Consider the following 18,458-nt stretch of genomic DNA (forward strand, 5'->3'; position numbering starts at 1 on the left):
TCAAAACATGTCGGTGTAAATTTTAATTACAATGATTTAAAATATTCGTAAATCATAACCATTGCCAAAGTATCTAATTCGCAATATTTTAAAAGGCCTTTCGATATTTCCAAACGTTCACTTTCCTGCATCGTTTCAAATTGTAATTTGCTATATGCAGTAAGTGCAGCCCCTCCATCTGAAATAGAACTCATTTCTGAAACTAAATCTTCCAACTGGGTTTCAGACCAATCTTTAAATAAAGCAGGGAGTGTTTTATAAGGACTAATAACCAGACCGTCTTTTATAGTAATAAAAGCATGATCTTCATTAAAATTTTTACTAGTTACTTGTATATCTTCTATTGGATTAGCATATTTTTCTTTTAAAAACATACTCGAATTTAATACTGCCGGCAAAATAGCCTTGATTGATATCGAACCCTCAGTAATGGGGTGATAATAATAATCCTTTACTACGCGGTACAGGTCTATCATATCACGTGTTCCTTGCCATTTTTTGGTGCGATTTCCCGGGGAGTGTGTAATACGTTCTATAAATGTCTGAAGTTCGGTTTTATCTGGTTCATTGGAATCCGCTAACTGATCATGAATTTGATTTAAAACTGTATTTTCATGATTGTGATATCTAAATATACTTCCCTCATTTTTTTCCAAAGCTTGTTTTAATGCTCTTACAAATTTGAAATTGGGAAATTCCCCAACAGTAGCATTTAAGTATTCTGTAGCATGATCTATGCGACCATCTTCATAAACAATATGATGGGAAAACTGGAAAGCGGTTTGTTCGTATGGGTGTCTTCCAGCCGTAAAGGGTAAAGCCACCATAGAAGTTTCAAAATCAATAAAATTTAAAGGGTAAACCCAGGTGGACATTTCTAGTTTTAAGCCGTCTAATTCTATAAATGGGGTGTTGTCATTTTGTTGCTCCTTTTCCACTTGAATCCAACGTCTTTCTGAATTCGAAATTTTAAGCGCTTCGGGTTGCGGATTTACATCCGATTCATTTAAATCTGAGATAAAATATTTTCCAGATTCGATTAATTTCTTTGACCCTCTAAAGTTCCAAACATCATACACCTTGGGCATATTTGCTGCTTGGTTAGTAATTTGTAATTGGGCAGTCCAACAGTCATGGAATCCACTTTTTTCACTTTCAGTAGGGGTTTCTGTATAAAACTCACAACTTTTGCACTGACTTCCGATGGGCTCTATTAGTTTTTTGTCCTGAGCATAATGATCTCGAAACATAATAAGTAATGCTTCAAAACCTAGTGTTTCATTAAGTGGATTATTTTTATAGATATACTCAAGCTCTTCTTCTATATTAATATCCGATAATAAATTCTCACCAAGATCGTCTAACAGCAAGCCTTCCTTTTTAATTATTCCTGTTCTTAAATCGGATGATTTTGAAATCTTAAAACACTGATTTATACCATCGACCGTGGCAACTGCATCTTTATTTACTAGTTTTAAATAAGATTTAATTTTCCAATCTGGGTGGCATTTTTGTATTACATATTTTTGAAATGCAACATCATAAAGGTAGGCAGACCATCCACCAGTAAGCCCTCCGCGCTTTCCTATGAAAGATTCATGGTTATTTGCGTTTACCGATTTAGCCTTAACTTCAAAAAGGTTTATATGATTTCCTTTTTTTTCTAAAATATCCACTCGTATAAATAAACCGTTGTACAGAAAGGCTGCTTCAAAAATCACAACTTGATCTTGTTGTAGCAGCTTTTCTGTTTTCTGTGCCAACAGACCGTAATTCCAATCATCACCTAGAATTGCAATTCCATCAGGGTATTGCATTCGTGCTAGTTCTTCTACCTGAAACCCACCTTCTGCCAAGGCTTCTAAAAACGGATTTGAGAGTTGTTGGTTTACATATTCTGATTTACGTGTGTAAAATAGTTTTGTTGGGCATTCCAATCCTAATTTAAATCTGGATTTAGTAAGGTAGCGTTCCGTGTTCATTATAGTTTAGTCTTGATATTTATTATAAATTTTTTCAATTTCCTTTTTTATATGATTCCGGTAACTGGGAGGTGAAATTACTTCAACTTCCATGCTCATTTTTAATATTTGGATGTCGAATTCGTAATTAGGAATTATATGATAACTTACTTTATAATATCCGGGCTCATCATCTTCTTTTATGTGCTGAGATGGGTGTAGAGGTAAACTTTCTAAATAGTGCATGTGTTTTTTATGAGTTTTTAAAACAATGTTTTCCAATGAAGCATCATTTACACGTACCCCAACAATGCAACTGAATTTGTTTAAATCTTCTTCAAAATCCTTTCTATTTACAGATTGCAGGTCACCTTGTTTTAGATCGCTCAGTCTGTCTATACCGAAAATGCGTATGGTGTTCAAATCATCAACAACACCTATAACATACCACCGGTTTAAATATTCCTTAATCATTAAAGGTGAAATGGTATACTGCTTCTTCGTGTCCTTATAATAATTATAATGCTCGAACGATAATTTACAGCCTTGTTTTATAGCGATTAAAATTGGAGCGAGGTTTTCTATACCATTTAAAACAGGTGTGTTTTCAAAAAGTATGTATTCCTTGAGTTTGTTGTCGCTCATTAAACCTTCGGAAAAAATTTCACTTATACTTACCAATTCCAAATATTTGAAAAAAGAGACTAAGTCCACACTTTCTTCTTCATTTATGTAATAGCCCCTGTTCTTTCTACAATGAGAGATCTCGATTCCAAAATCGTTTCTTAGACTCTTTAGTTCTCGTTCTATTGTGCGTTCCGAAACCGAAATATCTTGATCTTTTAGGTATTCTAAAACCTCGGCTTTCGTAGGATAATGTTTGTTTCTTATAAAAGTTAAAAGATGAAGCGTTCGTTTTGATAATGATGGATTTGACATTTGATAGTGTTTTATATACAGTGGTTTTGTTTTACAATTTAAAAATAATATTTTAAACCGACACAAATTGTCGGTCTATTTTTGTTTTTTTGTTTTGTAATCAAATTATAACAGGTATGGCAAGCAAATTGGATCAGATAAAAGCACATTTAGAATATAAACATATGCGACTGGAAAAAGTGAATACTGTTTTAAAAACAGAATTTTTCGGTATAGATAAGGCTATTGATCAAGTTTGTGCAAACATCCGGCCTTGGTATATTTTAGCCGATTTTCAAGAGCGGCCTATGGTTGTTAATATATGGGGTTTAACAGGTGTTGGTAAAACTAGTTTGATAAAACGCATAATGGAATTATTGGATATGCGTGATTCTGTATATCATTTCGATATGGGCAATTCTGATAAAAATAGCCATTCTAATATTTTAAATATTCAAAAGATATTTAAAGTTGAAGATATGCAACAACCATCTATTGCTTTAATTTTAGATGAATTTCAGTTAGCCAGAACTTTAGATAACAACTTATGTGAAACTGATGATGAGAAAACACGGATAATTTGGGAGCTTTTAGATACAGGCTGTATAGCACCTTCAGAAGTAGACCATAAAAGCAGTAAAGGCTTAGATTTTTCTAAAAGTATTGTTTTCATAATAGGTAATTTAGATGATGCCTACCACATGGTCAATAATTTTAGTTCTGATGTATCTGCGGACATTTATTATGCCATGTCTCTAAAAATTACGCTCCCTGAAATTAAATCCGCGTTATTTAAACTATTTCGCAAAGAACAAGTGTCTAGACTTGGTAATACCCATATCATTTTTCCTGCATTATCTAAACAAGCCTATAAGGAGATTATAGCGACAGAACTTTCTAAATTGAAAGATACATTGGTGTTGTATTCAGGAATTCAATTCATTATGGATGCTACTCTCGAAGAACTTATTTACAATGAAGGTGTATTTCCATCTCAAGGAGCGCGTCCGGTTTTTACAACAGTAAACACCTTAGTGAAATCTCATATTCCAAATATTATTTATGAAGTTTTACAGCAAAAAAAATCAATTACCAGTATTGAATTAAAAGTGAAAAACTCCAAAATTAATGTCTTTTACCATAGTAGTAAAAGCGTTGTAGTGATTAAACAGATTACATTGTATTTACCCATGGAAAATTTGAGAAAAAACACCTATGATGACTTACAAGCCATAGTAGCTGTTCACGAAAGTGGCCATGCCATTTTATCGGCCATCCTTTTAAAACATGTTCCGGAACAAGTACATTCTAAATGTACCGAAAATTGTTTTGGTTTTGTGTTAGCCTTGCCACCATGTAATTTTCATTATAGGAAGGATATAATTAATTATGTGGCCATGTATTTAGGTGGATTGGCTGCCGAAGAATTAATATTTGGAAAAGAATATGTGACTTCAGGATCGTCTTCAGATATAAATAAAGCAACGGTGTTTTTAACCAATATGTATAAAATTAGTGGTTTAGGTGAATATACTCTTAGGTATGATAGTGATTTCTCAAAAAGTCCTTTTTATCACGATTTTGCATTCGTAGAACAAGAGATGAAACAAATGATGGAAAAAGCCTTAGCCCTTGCAAAAAAAACTCTCCAAAGCGAGATGAAGCTATTGGTGGTTTTATCTGAATATTTATGCCATCATCCCCAAATAGAAAAGGCGCAATTAAAAGCATTGATTGCAAAACATAAAGTGACTAAAGACGATCTTATTTCTGATTTTTCTAACCTGTATTACCGCAACAAACTACAGGCTAAAGTCAAACAATATGAATTAGGAGGGGAAGTTACCCGGTCGGTAACAACTTTAAAACGCATTACCACATAGCACCCATTGGTATTTAAAAACTAAAATTAATCCTTTTATTAACGGCTAAGGCAATTATATTTGTGGTAGCCCAACTCTTAATTAAAATGAAAAACACCTATATTATCGCTTTACTGCAACTTCCTAAAATAGGGCCAGTTATAGCCAATAAGATTATTAAAACAATTTCTTTTCAAATATTGTCTTCAGAAGATTTAAATCGGGCACTTTTAGAGGCGCAATCTCGTTTAAAGCGAATTCCTAAATTTTCTCCAGAAACTATAGATCAAGCTGTCAAAAAGCTGAAGCTATTCTGGTTAAATCAGGCCAACTGGGCATACAGGTAATCTCTATTTATGATAAATCTTATCCGAAACAGTTTCTAGAAATATTTAATCCGCCTTTGGTTATATATGTGCAAGGCAGCTTAAAAACTTTAAACCAAAATCGTCTTCTGGCTGTAATTGGAGCTCGAAAACCTTCAAAATTCGGTTTGGAACAAGGCTATAATATTACGAAATATTGTTTGGAATTTGGAGTTGTCATTGTTAGTGGGTTGGCTCAAGGTACCGATACTATGGCGCATACTTGTGCCTTAGAAAATAATGGAAAAACTATTGCTGTTTTACCAGGTGGACTGGATAAAATTTTTCCAACGCAAAATTTGAAATTAGCAAATCAGATATTAGAGCAAGATGGTGTATTGTTGTCGGAATACCCACCGGGTACAGCTCCGCAAAAAAACTATTTTATACAAAGGAATAGACTACAAAGTGCCTTAAGTGCAGGAGTTATAATCATAGAATCGGAAATAGAAGGCGGAACTATGCATACATTTAAATTTGCTAAAACCCACAAGAAACCTATAGGGGTATTATATCACCCGTTAGAACATCGCTCTGTCAAATCAGCTGGGAATACCGCAATCCTTGAGGCTAAGGATGGGATTAAGCTGGATGATTATGATGCAATTAATTACTTTCTTTCTAATACTTTAAAACAGACAATCGACTTAGTAAGCGAAGTCAAATCTGAATAGAAAAAACGTCTGAATGGATTAGAATGAAACATAAATCTACTGGGTAAATTATTGCAGGCAGTAGAGCATTCGAAAATTACCAAACCTTAAAAATCCAAAGTGAAAATGTGATGGAACACTTAAACCATGTGCAAATTATTTGTGGAGGTGCCAAAGGAACAGATTCTTTTTCACCATACAGTTTGCCAAGGAACATCATTACGATGTTTTAATTGTGCAACCAGATTGGAAACATTTCAAAAGGTAGCTGGTTTTGTTCGTAACGCCGCCATGGTTGAATACAGCGATATGCTTATTGCCTTTTCGGATGGCAAAAGTTATGGTGCCAAGTACATCACCCTTGCTACTAAAGGATAATCTATAAGCTCTTTTAGTAGCAAGGGTGAAGAAATCATACAAAGAAGCACAATACTTATTAGACTATCCAGATAAAGCAAATTTTCTTCCTATAGATGAGTTTTTTAAAAAGTGGGAGGGTATGTAAATGATTTTAGGAAGGCTACAGTTTAATTGAGAATTGTATAAATATAAAACAAAAAATCACCCTTTATGAGTGATTTTTTGTTAATTATTCCTTTTTCGCTTTTTATGCCATGGTGCATTTTTTTTCCAATCACCAGCCATTATACAGCCATAGGGATGGATTTCATCAATAACCTGACCTAAACCAAATGTTTTAATCTGAGCTCTCACCGTAGCGGCAGATTTATAAGCACTAGGGAGTTCAGAAAGATCTATTTCATTGGAGTAAAACCTTATATCTAATCCCGCTGTTTCTTGTTTGAAAATTTCTTCATTTGTTAAATGAGCTAAATTTCTTTTATGTTGACTTCTACTCATGTTACGACCAGCTCCATGTGGAGCAAAACCTAAATTCGTAACTGTAGCTTTTCCTTCAACTAATAAAATTGGTTCAGCCATGTTTAAAGGTATTAACCTAGGGCCGGTAATATCTGGGAGGTATTTCGGATCCAATGGTGTTGCTCCTTTGGCATGGTAAAATATATCCTTATCTTTAAAAACAAAATTGTGTTCATTCCAAAACCTGTTTTCCACAGTTTTATTTACAAGTTTGGCTGTGGCATCATGTATGGTTTCGTGATTTAACTTTGTCCACTTTCTAATTATTTGTAAGGCTTCCCAATAATCTTTTCCTTCACGAGTGTCGTAGGGTATCCAAGCATTTTCGGGCAAGGTCTCTGGTGAAAGTTGAACTCTAAATTTGTTAGCGACCATTAACCCTTTTTTATAGAGGATGGCACCAGGTCCTCTAGAACCATGGTGTGTGATAAGCATAGTATGACCGGTTTGTTTTGAAATACCCACAAACAAAAAATGATTACCATCCCCCTGGGTGCCTAAATGTTCTTGGGCAATAGATAAACTCTTTTGAGAGTTAAGAAATGGATTGGCTTCAAACGCAGCTTTTAAATCGGAAGGAAGTTTAAACTGTTTTCCACGTTCCCGTCCTCCGGGACCAAAATGTGTAAAGGCATGAGCGGCATCTAGAAGGGATAAAGGATTGGTTGTTCCAAAATCACTTAGCATAACTGAACAACAAATATCAGCACTATGCATACCTGGGTGGATGGCGTTCTTTGTAGCTACAATACCACCTACTGGAATCGTTCCCAATGGTCCAGACGGACAAGCATCCGGCATAACCGACCCCTTGACCACGGTTGGAGTACGCATAACGGCGTTCATAGTTGCAAGGACTTTTTCCTTATTATCTTCTTCGATTAAGTTTTCGGCTATTATATTTTTAGAGTAAGGTTTTGGTTGATCTAATAATCTTAGTGGAGCGGGGAGTTTAAATTTGGTTAAATACGCTTCTAAATCCCTATCACTTAATTCGTGTTTGTTAATATGCTCAAGAGCTTCTTTGTACCAAGTACCTGGTGGATAACCAAGAGCTTTAAGGTCTTTTCCTGTAATTAAATTTGTGTTTTCCATAATAACTACGTTTTCATTAAGCACCGTTATGTCTTCTGCATAGCGGAGTGTTTTTTTATAGTGTATAACTACAATTGTTAAATATTGACAAATTTGATGAATAACTGCGCAATTATTTTGCGTAGTTGATGGTTTTGTTTATTTTTCTTGAAATAAATTAATAATGGCTCAAAATAAAAATGCATTAATTCGATACAAAACGATAGATAAGTGTCTTCAAAATAACTTTAAGGCATGGACGCTGGACGGTTTAATAGACGCTTGTTCTCAAGCGCTGTATGAGTATGAAGGACGAACAGTAAATGTCAGTAAACGTACTGTTCAATTGGATATTCAATTAATGAGAAGTGATAAATTGGGATATAATGCGCCCATTGAAGTCTATGAAAAGAAGTTTTATCGCTATTCCGATCCAAATTTTTCTATTACAAATATTCCAATTTCAGAAACAGATATGAAAGTGCTTTCTGAAACCATTGCGATACTGAAACAGTTTCAAGATTTTTCGTTGTTTGGTGAATTGAAAGGGCTGTTCAATAAATTGGAGGATAAAATTTATACTGAAAAGACGAATAAGTTTTCAATCATTCATCTAGATAAAAATGAAGATTTAAAAGGGTTGGAGTTTCTAGATGAAATTTATCAGGCCGTTCTAAAGGAAGTAGTATTACTGATAAGTTATAAGCCATTTAAATCGAAGCATCCCAGTATCATAGTATTGCATCCTTATTTTTTGAAAGAATTTAATAACCGGTGGTTTGTTGTCGGTAAACCGCATGCCGAGGATCGATTACTTACCTTAGCTTTAGATCGTATTGTGGCCATCGATTATAATTTCAATCTTAAATACCAACCCAATGATATAAACCCAGATGATTATTATAAGAACACCATTGGTGTCACCGTTTTAGACCATCACAACCTGAAGCATGTCCGTTTAAAAATAGATAGGAAAAATGCACCTTATGTTTTAACCAAACCTTTCCATAATTCCCAAACGGTCTTAAGAGAAAATCCAGATGGCAGTGTGGTTATAGAATTATTTGTGCATATAAATTTTGAGTTGGAACGTCTTATTTTAGGATTTGGTGAAGCTGTAGAAGTGTTGTCGCCAAAACAACTCCGGCGCAGCATTTTTAAAAAATTAAACTCAGCTCTTAGTCATTATAATAATTAATGGCTTTGTAAATTTTAAGTTTAATAGAAACGAATGATAAAAATTCTCGTGTTAGATAAAAGTTAGGTTTTTTATAATTTACCTTATGGATCTAACCACCCTCAGCCCATTCCCACTACATGCCGCCAAAAGCTTCATTTCGGGAAAAGCGCTGCATTAAAAAGTCTTGAACACAACGTTAATCGTTCCGGTTTTCATTTCACTTGTTTGCAAATCCCGAGGAAAAACGGGCAGCAATAAAACTCCATTCCACCTGCACGATCAACATTACGTTCGCTTAGCATCCTGCTTAATGAAGAAAATTCGTTTTAGAACCCGGTAAGCACATTTCCACTTCATTCCACACTTCCCTGCCGAAAAGCAAGGAAAGGTTCCATTTCGGAAAAAGAGCTTACCTAGACAGGTCTTGAATCACTCTTCGTATTAGCTGATTTTCATTGCGTTTTCCTGCAAAAATGCCGGACACTTCATTCTCAATCCTCTACTACAAAGAGCCGTTCGCTTAATTGGAATTTGAATTCCTAATTGTAGATTGCTTTCCATTGGTTTGGTACTTCTCAAGCCTATTTAGAATACATTCCACCCCCTCACAACATTTCTTTTTTGACAGCAAAATAACAACATTCAAACATGAAGACTGCATAACCGGGTTCGTGCCTCACCACTTTTATAAGTCTTGTTCATGTTTGAATATCGAAAGGGATTAAGCAACAAAAAAGGAAACCGTGAAGGCGCTATGAAAAGTAAATCTAAAACGAATCTTATGAAATCTTACAAAATCAATAAAACGGAAAGCAATCAACAGTTAAAAAACAAAAAGAGAATCCCGCTCTAGATATAATAAGTAAATCATTAAAAAAAAACATACAAACTGTCTGAATGGTTCAGATAGTAATTTAATTAATCTTTAAATCTTTTATTATGACTAGTATTAAAAATCACGTACAGTTAATTGGAAACATTGGACAAGATCCAATCATTACGAACTTGGAAAGCGGTAAAAAAGTAGCCCGTTTTTCATTAGCCACAAACGAACATTACAAGGATGCTAACGGAGACAAACAAACCGAAACGACATGGCATACCATTGTGGCATGGGGTAAAACTGCAGAAATTATAGAAAAGTATGCAGGTAAAGGTAAGGAAGTTGGACTTACGGGAAAGCTTAAAACCCGCAGCTATGATGATAAAGATGGGAGCACAAACTATGTTACAGAAGTTATAGCTAGCGAGGTCTTATTAATGGGGGCTAAAGTCTAAAATTATTTAAAAAGAGGGATAGCGAAACCCACGTTTTACCCTCTTTTTTTTCTAATCTAAATACACAAAATTATGAATACTCAAGAAACAAATTTAAAAGCTAATTTAAATCAATTTACAGGGTCGATGAGATGCTATAAAATGACTTTGTCTAATTCAGTAATAACAGAAGGGATAAAATATTTAGCGGAAAAGGGAAAGTGTTTTTGGTTAATTAGCGATGCCTCCATAGTTGCCAAAAAATTAATTGATAAAAGCCATTTTATAACTATAGATTTTAAACGTTTATCAGAAACTGAACAGAAAAGACAAGGCTATGAAGCGCATGTGGTTTACAGCGATGGGAATGATAATATTCTAGAAACCCAAACCTATAGAGTAACTGATTTTCCTCTTAAAAAAATACGATTATATTTTGTAAATAACACTCTGATGTTACCTAGTGAATATTAAAAGTGAAGGTGGCGTCTCAAGAAAAAAGGATCTTTTAGCAATTTTAAAAGGTCCTTTTTTTATTGCATTATTTTTAAACAAATCAGCATTTCGTTCTTAATACAATTAAACTGAGAGTGTACGACTCTTAAAGTTTTTAGTAACCTGTTTAAACTATTTGATCTGAAGTAGATTGTTCCTGGTTATCTGATTTTTGTCCCGCTGATGCGGGACGAAATTGAAGAGCAAGAGGGTAACCCGCTAGCGCGAGGTTACAGTTTGATTTAGATTGTAATTTTCTGATTTTGAATTGATTAGAATTTTAGCGTTTGTTTTGTATCAAAATGCATCTCTAGTTTTTTACCCATAAATCCGCTGAGCCTAATAAAACCGATACATTTTTTACCCAAAATCATGGATACAGACTACAAAGGAGAGAAATTTAAGAATCTGAAGTTTAAGATTTCAATCGCTGAAAAGTTTCAGCGATTTAGTAAATCGATTGGAAAATCGCAGTCGATTACGCTGCTAATGATGCTTGAATTTTTTGAAAGAAATGACATTTCTCCTGATGACAATTTAGGCCCCAGAATGGAAACATTGGAGAAGATCATTAAGAAACGATTTAATGGAATGATTGCAATTATTAAAGATATTGAGAAGCACCAAACCAAACCAACAGCGGCTATGTTGGAAGCCCTTTTTGAGCAGGCCATTCCGAAGAAGAAACCTCGAATTATTGAACGAAAATATAGAGAAGCGCAATCTGATAACAATGAAAACAATAAGAATACTTAAAATTTAAACACTATGTATATTACAATTTCGCCACAGAAAACAGGTGGGCATTTTACTTCTAGTTCATCAGATTTCGTAGACTATCTGGAGAAGGAAAATCAGGAACTAGAAGTCGAAGACATGGAGCATTTTTTTAACCAGTATGGGGAAAACATTTCTGCAGAGGAAGTGATCTCTTCAATAGATAAAAACACAACTAAACTAAAATCTAAGGAACCTAAATTTTATAGTATAACGGTTAATCCTAGTCAGTATGAATTGCAAGCGATTCAAAATTCGTCTGCTGTATTGAAAGACTATACAAAAAGCATCATGCAGGATTATGTGTCCTGTTTTAATCGTGAAATTAAAGGGCGCCCAATTGGTATAAAAGATATTGTTTATTTTGCAAAAATAGAACATCAAAGAACATTTAAAGGAACAGATAAACAAGTAAGAGAAAATCAGCCTTACGCTTCACAAATCTTAGAACTTAAAACACAAATTAGAAAAATTGAACAAGGCACAGGTAACAAAAATATTCAAGATTTAAAGGGAAAAATAGATAAACTTGAACAAGAGGCACCGTGGAAACAAGATGGCAAACGAATTGTTCAAGGCATGCAGAAAAATGGATATCAAAGTCATATTCATATTATCGTGAGCCGAAAAGATGCTTCAAACAGTGTGAGTTTATCCCCTGGAAGTAAATACAAAGCTTCGGAAGTTATGATCAATGGGCGAATGATTAAACGTGGCTTTAATCGAGATGCTTTTTTTGAAAAATCAGAAAAAAGATTTGATAAAATGTTTAATTATAAACGGAATTATGCAGAGAGCTATCAATCTAAAAAAGACTTTGTAAAAAATCCGAAACTATATTTTTCATCCCTTCTAGGACTTCCTATTAGTGAACGTGCTTTGGCTTTAAAAATACTAGGTAAATCTGGAGTACCCATTCCTAACATCCCGTTTAATACCACACAGGTAGCTATTCAAATTATGAAAAAACTACAACACGGTATTGGTGTCGCTTTGAAATCAGGATCAATAGGTATATAGGTATGGAAACGCTAGAAATAGTAATTTATATTATGTTACAGTCTTGCTTGTTTTATGTTCTGTATCGCCTATTGAAATTGGCTTTCTGGATGAATTGCTTCATACTCATCTTATTCGTAATACTTTCAAGTCAATTTAGCGAAATGGGCTTAGTTCAAAGTCTTTTGTTATTTGGCTGTCCGCTCCTATTAATAAATATTATCGGATTTGTTTATTTTCAGAAAGCAGAAGAATCTTCTGAAAATATACGTTATAGGGTGCCTTTTAAGTTGAATTCAAAAAAATTAGTGATTGAGAATATTAAACGAGGTGCTTCTGTAATTGGATCTGCGGGAAGTGGAAAGACAGAAAGTGTAGTCTTTAATTTTCTTCAACATTTTAGTAAGTATCAGTTTTGTGGGGTGATCCATGATTACAAGTCGTTCGAGCTTACCGAAATCGCTTATCCTTTATTTGAAAACTCAGGAGTTGATTTCAAAATCATTGGATTTGATACGATTTATGATCGTGTAAATCCAATCGCTCCAAGGTATCTTCCAAATGAAGAAAGCGTGAATGAAGTAGCACGTGTACTTATTGAAAACCTATTAGAACAAAAAGAATCGGGAAGTACTGGAACTACTAAATTTTTTAATGATGCTGCAGAAGGATTGATAAGTGGACTAATCTGGAAGCTTAAAATAGAATATCCACATTTATGTACACTCCCACATTTAATTGCCGTGTATCAATATTTGGAAACCGAAGATTTAATTGGATTTTTAAGTTCCAATACAACCTCTCGCGCCATGGCTGATGCTTTTATAAGTGGTAAAGATTCTGAAAGGCAAACCGCAGCGGTAAAAAGTACGCTGGCAAATGCATTAAAGAAAATTAGTACCCAACGAATTTTTATGGTGCTTTCTGAAGATGAAGTGGATTTAAATATAAACACAGAACAACGTCCAATTGTCGTTTCGGTAGTGAATAATCCCAAATACGAATCGGCATACGCTCCCGTAATTGCAACTATTATTCACACAATTACGAAGCAAATGAGTGTGCGTCATGCGAAACCTTCATTTTTATTGATGGAAGAAGCACCGACCATTCGATTATTAAATATGCACCGGATTCCAGCTACATTAAGAAGCTACGATATTGCAACCATCTATGTGCTTCAAGATAAAATCCAGAACGATATTATGTATGGAGATAAAGCGAGTAAGGCGATTTTGAGTAATTTATCTTATCAATTTTTTGGAAAGGTTAATGATCCCGATACTGCCAAATACTACGAGCGTTTTTTTGAACTTGTAAAACAAGAAACTACTAGTGTGAACCGGGGTTATAATTTAGATTTTGATACCCGAGTTACTACAGGGGAACGAGAGGTGTCAAAAATTCGAGCCGATGTGTTTTTTAGATTAAAACCTGGAGAGTTTGTCGTTTTCGCAGATGGAAAGGAACGAAAAGTACAATTCGAATTACAGCAAATAGAAAAGGGCTTACCTAAGCAAGAATGCATTTATACAGCATCCGATTTACAAGCTAACTTTGATAGAGTTTATGCTGATATCTTGGAGATATTTTAGGAGGTTATAAAACTATACCTTCATAATCTACTTTATCCAAAATACTTGGAATATTAGAATCTACTTTTGGGCTAAATAAATCCTTACTTACCGTAAATGTGCTTAATTGATTATCGTTATAATTTGAATTTATTAAAAATTTGATGTCCGATTCGTCTAAATCCTGATTTAACCATGATTGCACATCTTGGTCTTTTAAAATTATAGGTTGCCGATTTTTTTTATTGTGAATCTTTGCAAACAATGGAGATGCTGCTTTTGTTAAAATAGTAAAGGTTAAAGTGTCCTCAATCTGCGTGTAAAGCCCAGCTAGTGATAATAGATTGTCATCTTTTTTTTTAATATGAAAAGGATATTTTTTGCTTTTATGCTCATGGGGTTCAAAAAATCCAGTTACTGGTATGATACATCTTTTTGTAAGAGCAGAATTTTTATAGATAAAATGATCAAATAATTTTTCAGACTGTGCATTTAATCCTCCTCCAAATCGCATAGCTTCTTTGTAATATGGAGCAATGTCTTCTGCATTTTTTTTGCTTTCTGGGACAATACCCCAATGTCCATACACTAATTTTGAAGGTTCCTCTTGGGGAATAAATAGCATATATGGATGTGTAAATCCATTAATATGAAATCGTGGAGCATCAAATGTTTCTCTAGCTTTTTCATCAACAAGCGAAACTTTGTAATGATTTTCAATCTTTTTTACTTTCTGTATTTGTGAAGTGTGGAAGCACATGGGTATACTGGAGATTTTGAAGTTGATATCACATTTTACTCTACTAATTTATTAAAACTATAATTTTCTATATCCTTGATAGAGGTTTTTATCTATAAATAAAATGCTTAAGGTTGTAATCTACTTTTTACATTCACTTTCAGTTTGTTAAATTACTAATTTCAATTTGATAGCAATAAATTGGACAAATTGCAATTTAAAAATGTTTTTCCTGAGAACACTTAAAAATAGATAATTTAAAATATAATATAATTTGTATGTAAAATACCCAAAATTGGGTATTGATATTATTATCTAATAATATCATTTTTAAATAATATTTTAATTCAAATAAAATGATAGTCATTTATCGAACAAAAAGATGACTTCGGTAATGATATTTATGTTTAAAATTATTTCATTGGATGATATTTTTTAATCGCAACTTATGTGTTCTCTTTGTTTTAATAATTGTTTCTTCAAATAGTTGGGCACAATCTATTAATAATATAGGGCTCCCTTCTTATAGAAGCTGTGTGTCTATTGGTAAAACAAATTTTGACTATACTACTTGTCTTACGAGTCGAAAGGAAAATAAACATAGAGCGGCGAAGGCCTTATTAACTAACAATTGTGATCAGAAAGTCGAAGTTATTGTGGGATTTACGGGGGAATTTATATACGCAAACAATCAACCAAAGGATGTGACACTTTTGCAGGGAACCACTTCTAGAGTGTTTCTTGACCCAGGGAAGTCGGAAGAGGTTATGATGTGTGATGCAAAACTAGATTCAGGAAAACTAAATATAGTTGAAATCACAGGAAGAGAAATTGAAAAGGAGGAAGAAAGTGTTGAAACAAATAATTCATTTCCTACAAGTTCGTCTTCAAATGCGGGAAATAGGTCTTTTAGTTCAGGTAGTAGAACATCTTTCTCGAGCACATCCTACTCATCTAATACTATAACAACAATAGATGGGTCTTTAATGGAAAGTAGAACCTCGACAAATAATTCTTCCTTAAATAAACCGACTGGGAATACTACTGAACAATTAAGTATGAATACTAATAGTCCTGATAATAGAACGAAATTAAATGATATCCATGAAAAAAATCAAATTAACAGATTAAAACGGGAAATGGAATTTCAGGCTTTTCAAGAAAAAATGAATAAACAGCAAGAAGAAATTCGAAAAAATAGGATAGCACTAGAAACTGCAAGTACAGAGGCGACAAATCAAATTGCAAATGGCAATTATTTAGAAGGAGCTAGCGTCTATGCAAACGAGTTAGCCAGACAAGGTAATGCGGGAGCTGCTTATGGTACCTTAGCAGTAGGGATGGCAGCGGAGGTTTGGTCAATGGTAGCGACAGAAAAAAAGAAAAAGAAAGAGGCAGAGGAACGTAGACTAGCCCAGGAAAGGGAGTTGGCTAGGCAGGAGCAGCAAAGAATAGATCTTATTCAAAAGCAGAAAATAGAATTTTTTAGAATTGCTCAGGAAGAGAGCTCGAAAATTATGAAACAAATTAAAATTAGAACTGAATTCGTTGAGGAAAAAATAGAGCATTCCAAAACGTTTAATTTATATTCTAATAATGTTACGCCTATCTACTTATTTTATTTAGAGGTGGAAAAAAATCATAAAGATTTTAAAGATTCGATTAGCTTCCCAGATATTGCAGAATTTAAGTATAATAAAACTCCCGAACTTATTTTTTCACCCATTATAGCAGTTAACCCTCTTTCAAATGGGGAGTATCCATTTCTTGAAAATATTCATATGAAAATTAGACAAAAATATTTCAAGGATACTAACAAGAAATATAAAATATATAATTGGAGCAAAGATAAAAATGAAATTTATGACATATATTCTAAGGAGACAGAAAAGGCAACAAGCAAAGGTTTTATTATAAAAATTCCTTCGGAAGAAGTGGTTGTTTTGAATGAAAGTAAAGTTAGTTCTAATAGTCCATATTGGGAATCGGGGAGTAATATTACGGGTAAAGAATCCTCTAAAAGTATAAATTATTGGGATGACACTTCCGAAAAAGATTCTATCCAAACTCCTATTATAAATAAAACTGATTATTGGAAAAACTAATATTAGAATCAAATAAATCGTACTTTATGAAAAAAACAACCATTTTTACTTGCTTTATTTTTTATTTATTCAGCTATACCTGTTTGGCTCAAAATACAAATATCGCAAAGGCATATTATATTAATGCAAGAGAAGCTTATGAGAAAAAGGATTTTAAAGGATCTATGGAATATTTGGAAAATGCAAAGCAAGAAATAAAGGGAACCAATCCTGATATAATTTATTTAGAATTGCTATGTAATTATAATATTGATAAATTGAATCCTAATATCGATGAATTATCCATGGAGTTTATTAATTCAGCAAATTCAGGAGATGAACGAATTAATGAGGTTAGCTTAATTTCAGTGGAGCACAAAGAGTTAGTGGCTAAAGAAAAGGAGCGAGAAAAAGAAATGTATAATTTGGCTGTTTCTGCTAATGAATTGACTTACATAAGGAATTACTTGGAAGCTTATCCTTCAGGAGAAAGAGCCAAGGAAATAGAAGCTGTTTTGGAGCAAAAAGAAATAACCGATTATAATAATGCTCTAGAAATCAATACGGTTGAAGCCTATGTTACTTTTAATCAAAACTACCCTAATAGTGATTACTTTAGCGAAATAAAGACAAGACTTGACAAGGCTAGAGATTTTGAATTACATGAAAAGGCTTTAAAAGAAGATACCGTGTATTATTATAAACTTTATTTAACTAATTATCCAGACGGAAATTATAGGGAGGAGATTGAAGCTGCATTTGAAAATAAATTATTAATAACTGCGAATGAAGAGTTTAAAACTGATAATGTTAATGCGGCATTGAAGACCTATGAATCATATAGGGAATTATTTCCAGAAGGGAAAAATATATATGTTGTAAATCAAAGAATTGAAGAGTTACAAGACAAAATAGATAAGGAAAATAAGTTGAATGATAGAACATCAGCAAATTATTTTATGCTAACATATTCTTCTGATAATTTATTTGGGTTTCAATTTGGTAAAGTTCATTTAAATAAGATTGGTGCATATTTTAATTTAAATGTAAACAAATCAGTGACAAAACTCCAATTTTCAATAGATCATACTATTCCAGAATTATCAAATGAATATGAAGAAGCTTCAATTTCTTCTAGTTTTGGACTAAGTTATAAAATTACATATCCTATTTGGATTTATGCAGGTGGAGGGGTTAAATACATTGAATATTTTCAAAAAGATAATGAAGATTTTGCAGGTATAGAAGTAGAAGGTAAAAGTGCATATAATTTTTATCCAGAAATAGGTTTACAAGTAAAAATTAAAAAAATAATTGTAATAAAAACAGGGGTATTGTATATTGATAGTGATATTTATTTTCAAGGCGGTATAGGTATACAAACTAGAAATTGGTAAATTATTGATGCCAGCGGCAACTCATTAAAGTATCAAATAAAAAATCTCAGGTTAGAAGTTAATCTGAGATTTTTTTATTGGTTTAAATAAGAGTGGAACACCACCGCAACTTCATTGCAGCACATGGGATAATTTTAAAATAGAATAACTATAAGCTTAAATTACTAAAATAAATTATACATTTTAATTTTGGTTTGTTTTCTTGAATTATCCATGTCAAATGTGATTAACTTGAAAATTG

16 protein-coding genes are annotated in these 18,458 nt (G+C 33.2%); 12 read left to right on the forward strand and 4 right to left on the reverse strand.

The genetic code is table 11. The annotated features are described in order from the left end of the window. Positions 1-26: 26 nt before the first annotated feature. The gene (locus A9D35_RS16200) at positions 27-1,982 is read right to left on the reverse strand and encodes a DUF2779 domain-containing protein (protein WP_066224948.1); all 1,956 of its coding nucleotides are present in this window, start codon (positions 1,980-1,982) and stop codon (positions 27-29) included. Positions 1,983-1,988: 6 nt separating this feature from the next. Next, complete coding sequence (locus A9D35_RS16205) at positions 1,989-2,900, reverse strand: helix-turn-helix transcriptional regulator (RefSeq protein WP_066224951.1); 912 nt, start codon at positions 2,898-2,900, stop codon at positions 1,989-1,991. A gap of 116 nt (positions 2,901-3,016) precedes the next feature. Between A9D35_RS16205 and A9D35_RS16210 the strand changes: the two genes are divergently transcribed. The 4 genes from A9D35_RS16210 (at position 3,017) to A9D35_RS19520 (ending at position 6,137) form a co-directional block, all read left to right on the forward strand. Further along, positions 3,017-4,762, forward strand: coding sequence for a hypothetical protein (locus A9D35_RS16210; RefSeq protein ID WP_066224953.1), 1,746 nt, complete (start codon positions 3,017-3,019; stop codon positions 4,760-4,762). An 86-nt stretch (positions 4,763-4,848) separates the two neighbouring features. Then, positions 4,849-5,088 carry a helix-hairpin-helix domain-containing protein gene (locus tag A9D35_RS16215; RefSeq protein WP_066224957.1) on the forward strand — a complete coding sequence of 80 codons (240 nt, stop codon included), beginning with the start codon at positions 4,849-4,851 and terminating at the stop codon, positions 5,086-5,088. Between the two features lie 41 nt (positions 5,089-5,129). Further along, positions 5,130-5,780 (forward strand): DNA-processing protein DprA, encoded by a 651-nt coding sequence (locus A9D35_RS16220; protein ID WP_235817995.1) that lies wholly within the window; start codon positions 5,130-5,132, stop codon positions 5,778-5,780. Between the two features lie 225 nt (positions 5,781-6,005). After that, the gene (locus A9D35_RS19520) at positions 6,006-6,137 is read left to right on the forward strand and encodes a hypothetical protein (protein ID WP_262487495.1); all 132 of its coding nucleotides are present in this window, start codon (positions 6,006-6,008) and stop codon (positions 6,135-6,137) included. A 207-nt stretch (positions 6,138-6,344) separates the two neighbouring features. Here the strand turns inward: A9D35_RS19520 and A9D35_RS16230 are convergent, their stop codons facing one another. Beyond that, the gene (locus tag A9D35_RS16230) at positions 6,345-7,736 is read right to left on the reverse strand and encodes an RtcB family protein (RefSeq protein WP_066224962.1); all 1,392 of its coding nucleotides are present in this window, start codon (positions 7,734-7,736) and stop codon (positions 6,345-6,347) included. 163 nt (positions 7,737-7,899) lie between these two features. Here A9D35_RS16230 and A9D35_RS16235 point away from each other — a divergent pair, with 163 nt between their 5' ends. The 6 genes from A9D35_RS16235 to A9D35_RS16260 all read left to right on the forward strand — a co-directional run bounded on the left by A9D35_RS16235 (position 7,900) and on the right by A9D35_RS16260 (position 14,018). Beyond that, positions 7,900-8,913 carry a helix-turn-helix transcriptional regulator gene (locus A9D35_RS16235; RefSeq protein WP_066224964.1) on the forward strand — a complete coding sequence of 338 codons (1,014 nt, stop codon included), beginning with the start codon at positions 7,900-7,902 and terminating at the stop codon, positions 8,911-8,913. Between the two features lie 921 nt (positions 8,914-9,834). Next, positions 9,835-10,173, forward strand: a complete 339-nt coding sequence (locus A9D35_RS16240; protein WP_066224966.1) for a single-stranded DNA-binding protein — start codon at positions 9,835-9,837, stop codon at positions 10,171-10,173. 72 nt (positions 10,174-10,245) lie between these two features. Then, entirely contained in the window at positions 10,246-10,626 is a 381-nt protein-coding gene (locus A9D35_RS16245; protein ID WP_066224967.1) for a DUF6876 family protein, read from the forward strand. Positions 10,627-11,019: 393 nt separating this feature from the next. Further along, positions 11,020-11,403, forward strand: a complete 384-nt coding sequence (locus A9D35_RS16250) for a BfmA/BtgA family mobilization protein (protein ID WP_066224969.1) — start codon at positions 11,020-11,022, stop codon at positions 11,401-11,403. A gap of 12 nt (positions 11,404-11,415) precedes the next feature. Continuing rightward, a complete protein-coding gene (gene mobB, locus A9D35_RS16255) occupies positions 11,416-12,444 on the forward strand; it encodes a MobB family relaxase (RefSeq protein ID WP_066224971.1) in 1,029 nt (342 codons plus the stop codon). A gap of 2 nt (positions 12,445-12,446) precedes the next feature. Then, positions 12,447-14,018 carry a type IV secretory system conjugative DNA transfer family protein gene (locus A9D35_RS16260; RefSeq protein ID WP_066224973.1) on the forward strand — a complete coding sequence of 524 codons (1,572 nt, stop codon included), beginning with the start codon at positions 12,447-12,449 and terminating at the stop codon, positions 14,016-14,018. A gap of 4 nt (positions 14,019-14,022) precedes the next feature. On the opposite strand, the gene A9D35_RS16265 is transcribed toward A9D35_RS16260, so the two are convergent. Continuing rightward, positions 14,023-14,757, reverse strand: a complete 735-nt coding sequence (locus tag A9D35_RS16265; RefSeq protein WP_066224974.1) for an SOS response-associated peptidase — start codon at positions 14,755-14,757, stop codon at positions 14,023-14,025. A gap of 404 nt (positions 14,758-15,161) precedes the next feature. On the opposite strand from A9D35_RS16265, the gene A9D35_RS16270 reads away from it, so the two are divergent. After that, the gene (locus A9D35_RS16270; protein ID WP_066224976.1) at positions 15,162-16,841 is read left to right on the forward strand and encodes a hypothetical protein; all 1,680 of its coding nucleotides are present in this window, start codon (positions 15,162-15,164) and stop codon (positions 16,839-16,841) included. Positions 16,842-16,867: 26 nt separating this feature from the next. Continuing rightward, positions 16,868-18,217, forward strand: coding sequence for an outer membrane protein assembly factor BamD (locus A9D35_RS16275; protein WP_141675560.1), 1,350 nt, complete (start codon positions 16,868-16,870; stop codon positions 18,215-18,217). Positions 18,218-18,458 lie beyond the last annotated feature (241 nt).

It is taken from the genome of Formosa haliotis (assembly GCF_001685485.1).
Classification (GTDB): Bacteria; Bacteroidota; Bacteroidia; order Flavobacteriales; family Flavobacteriaceae; genus Formosa; species Formosa haliotis.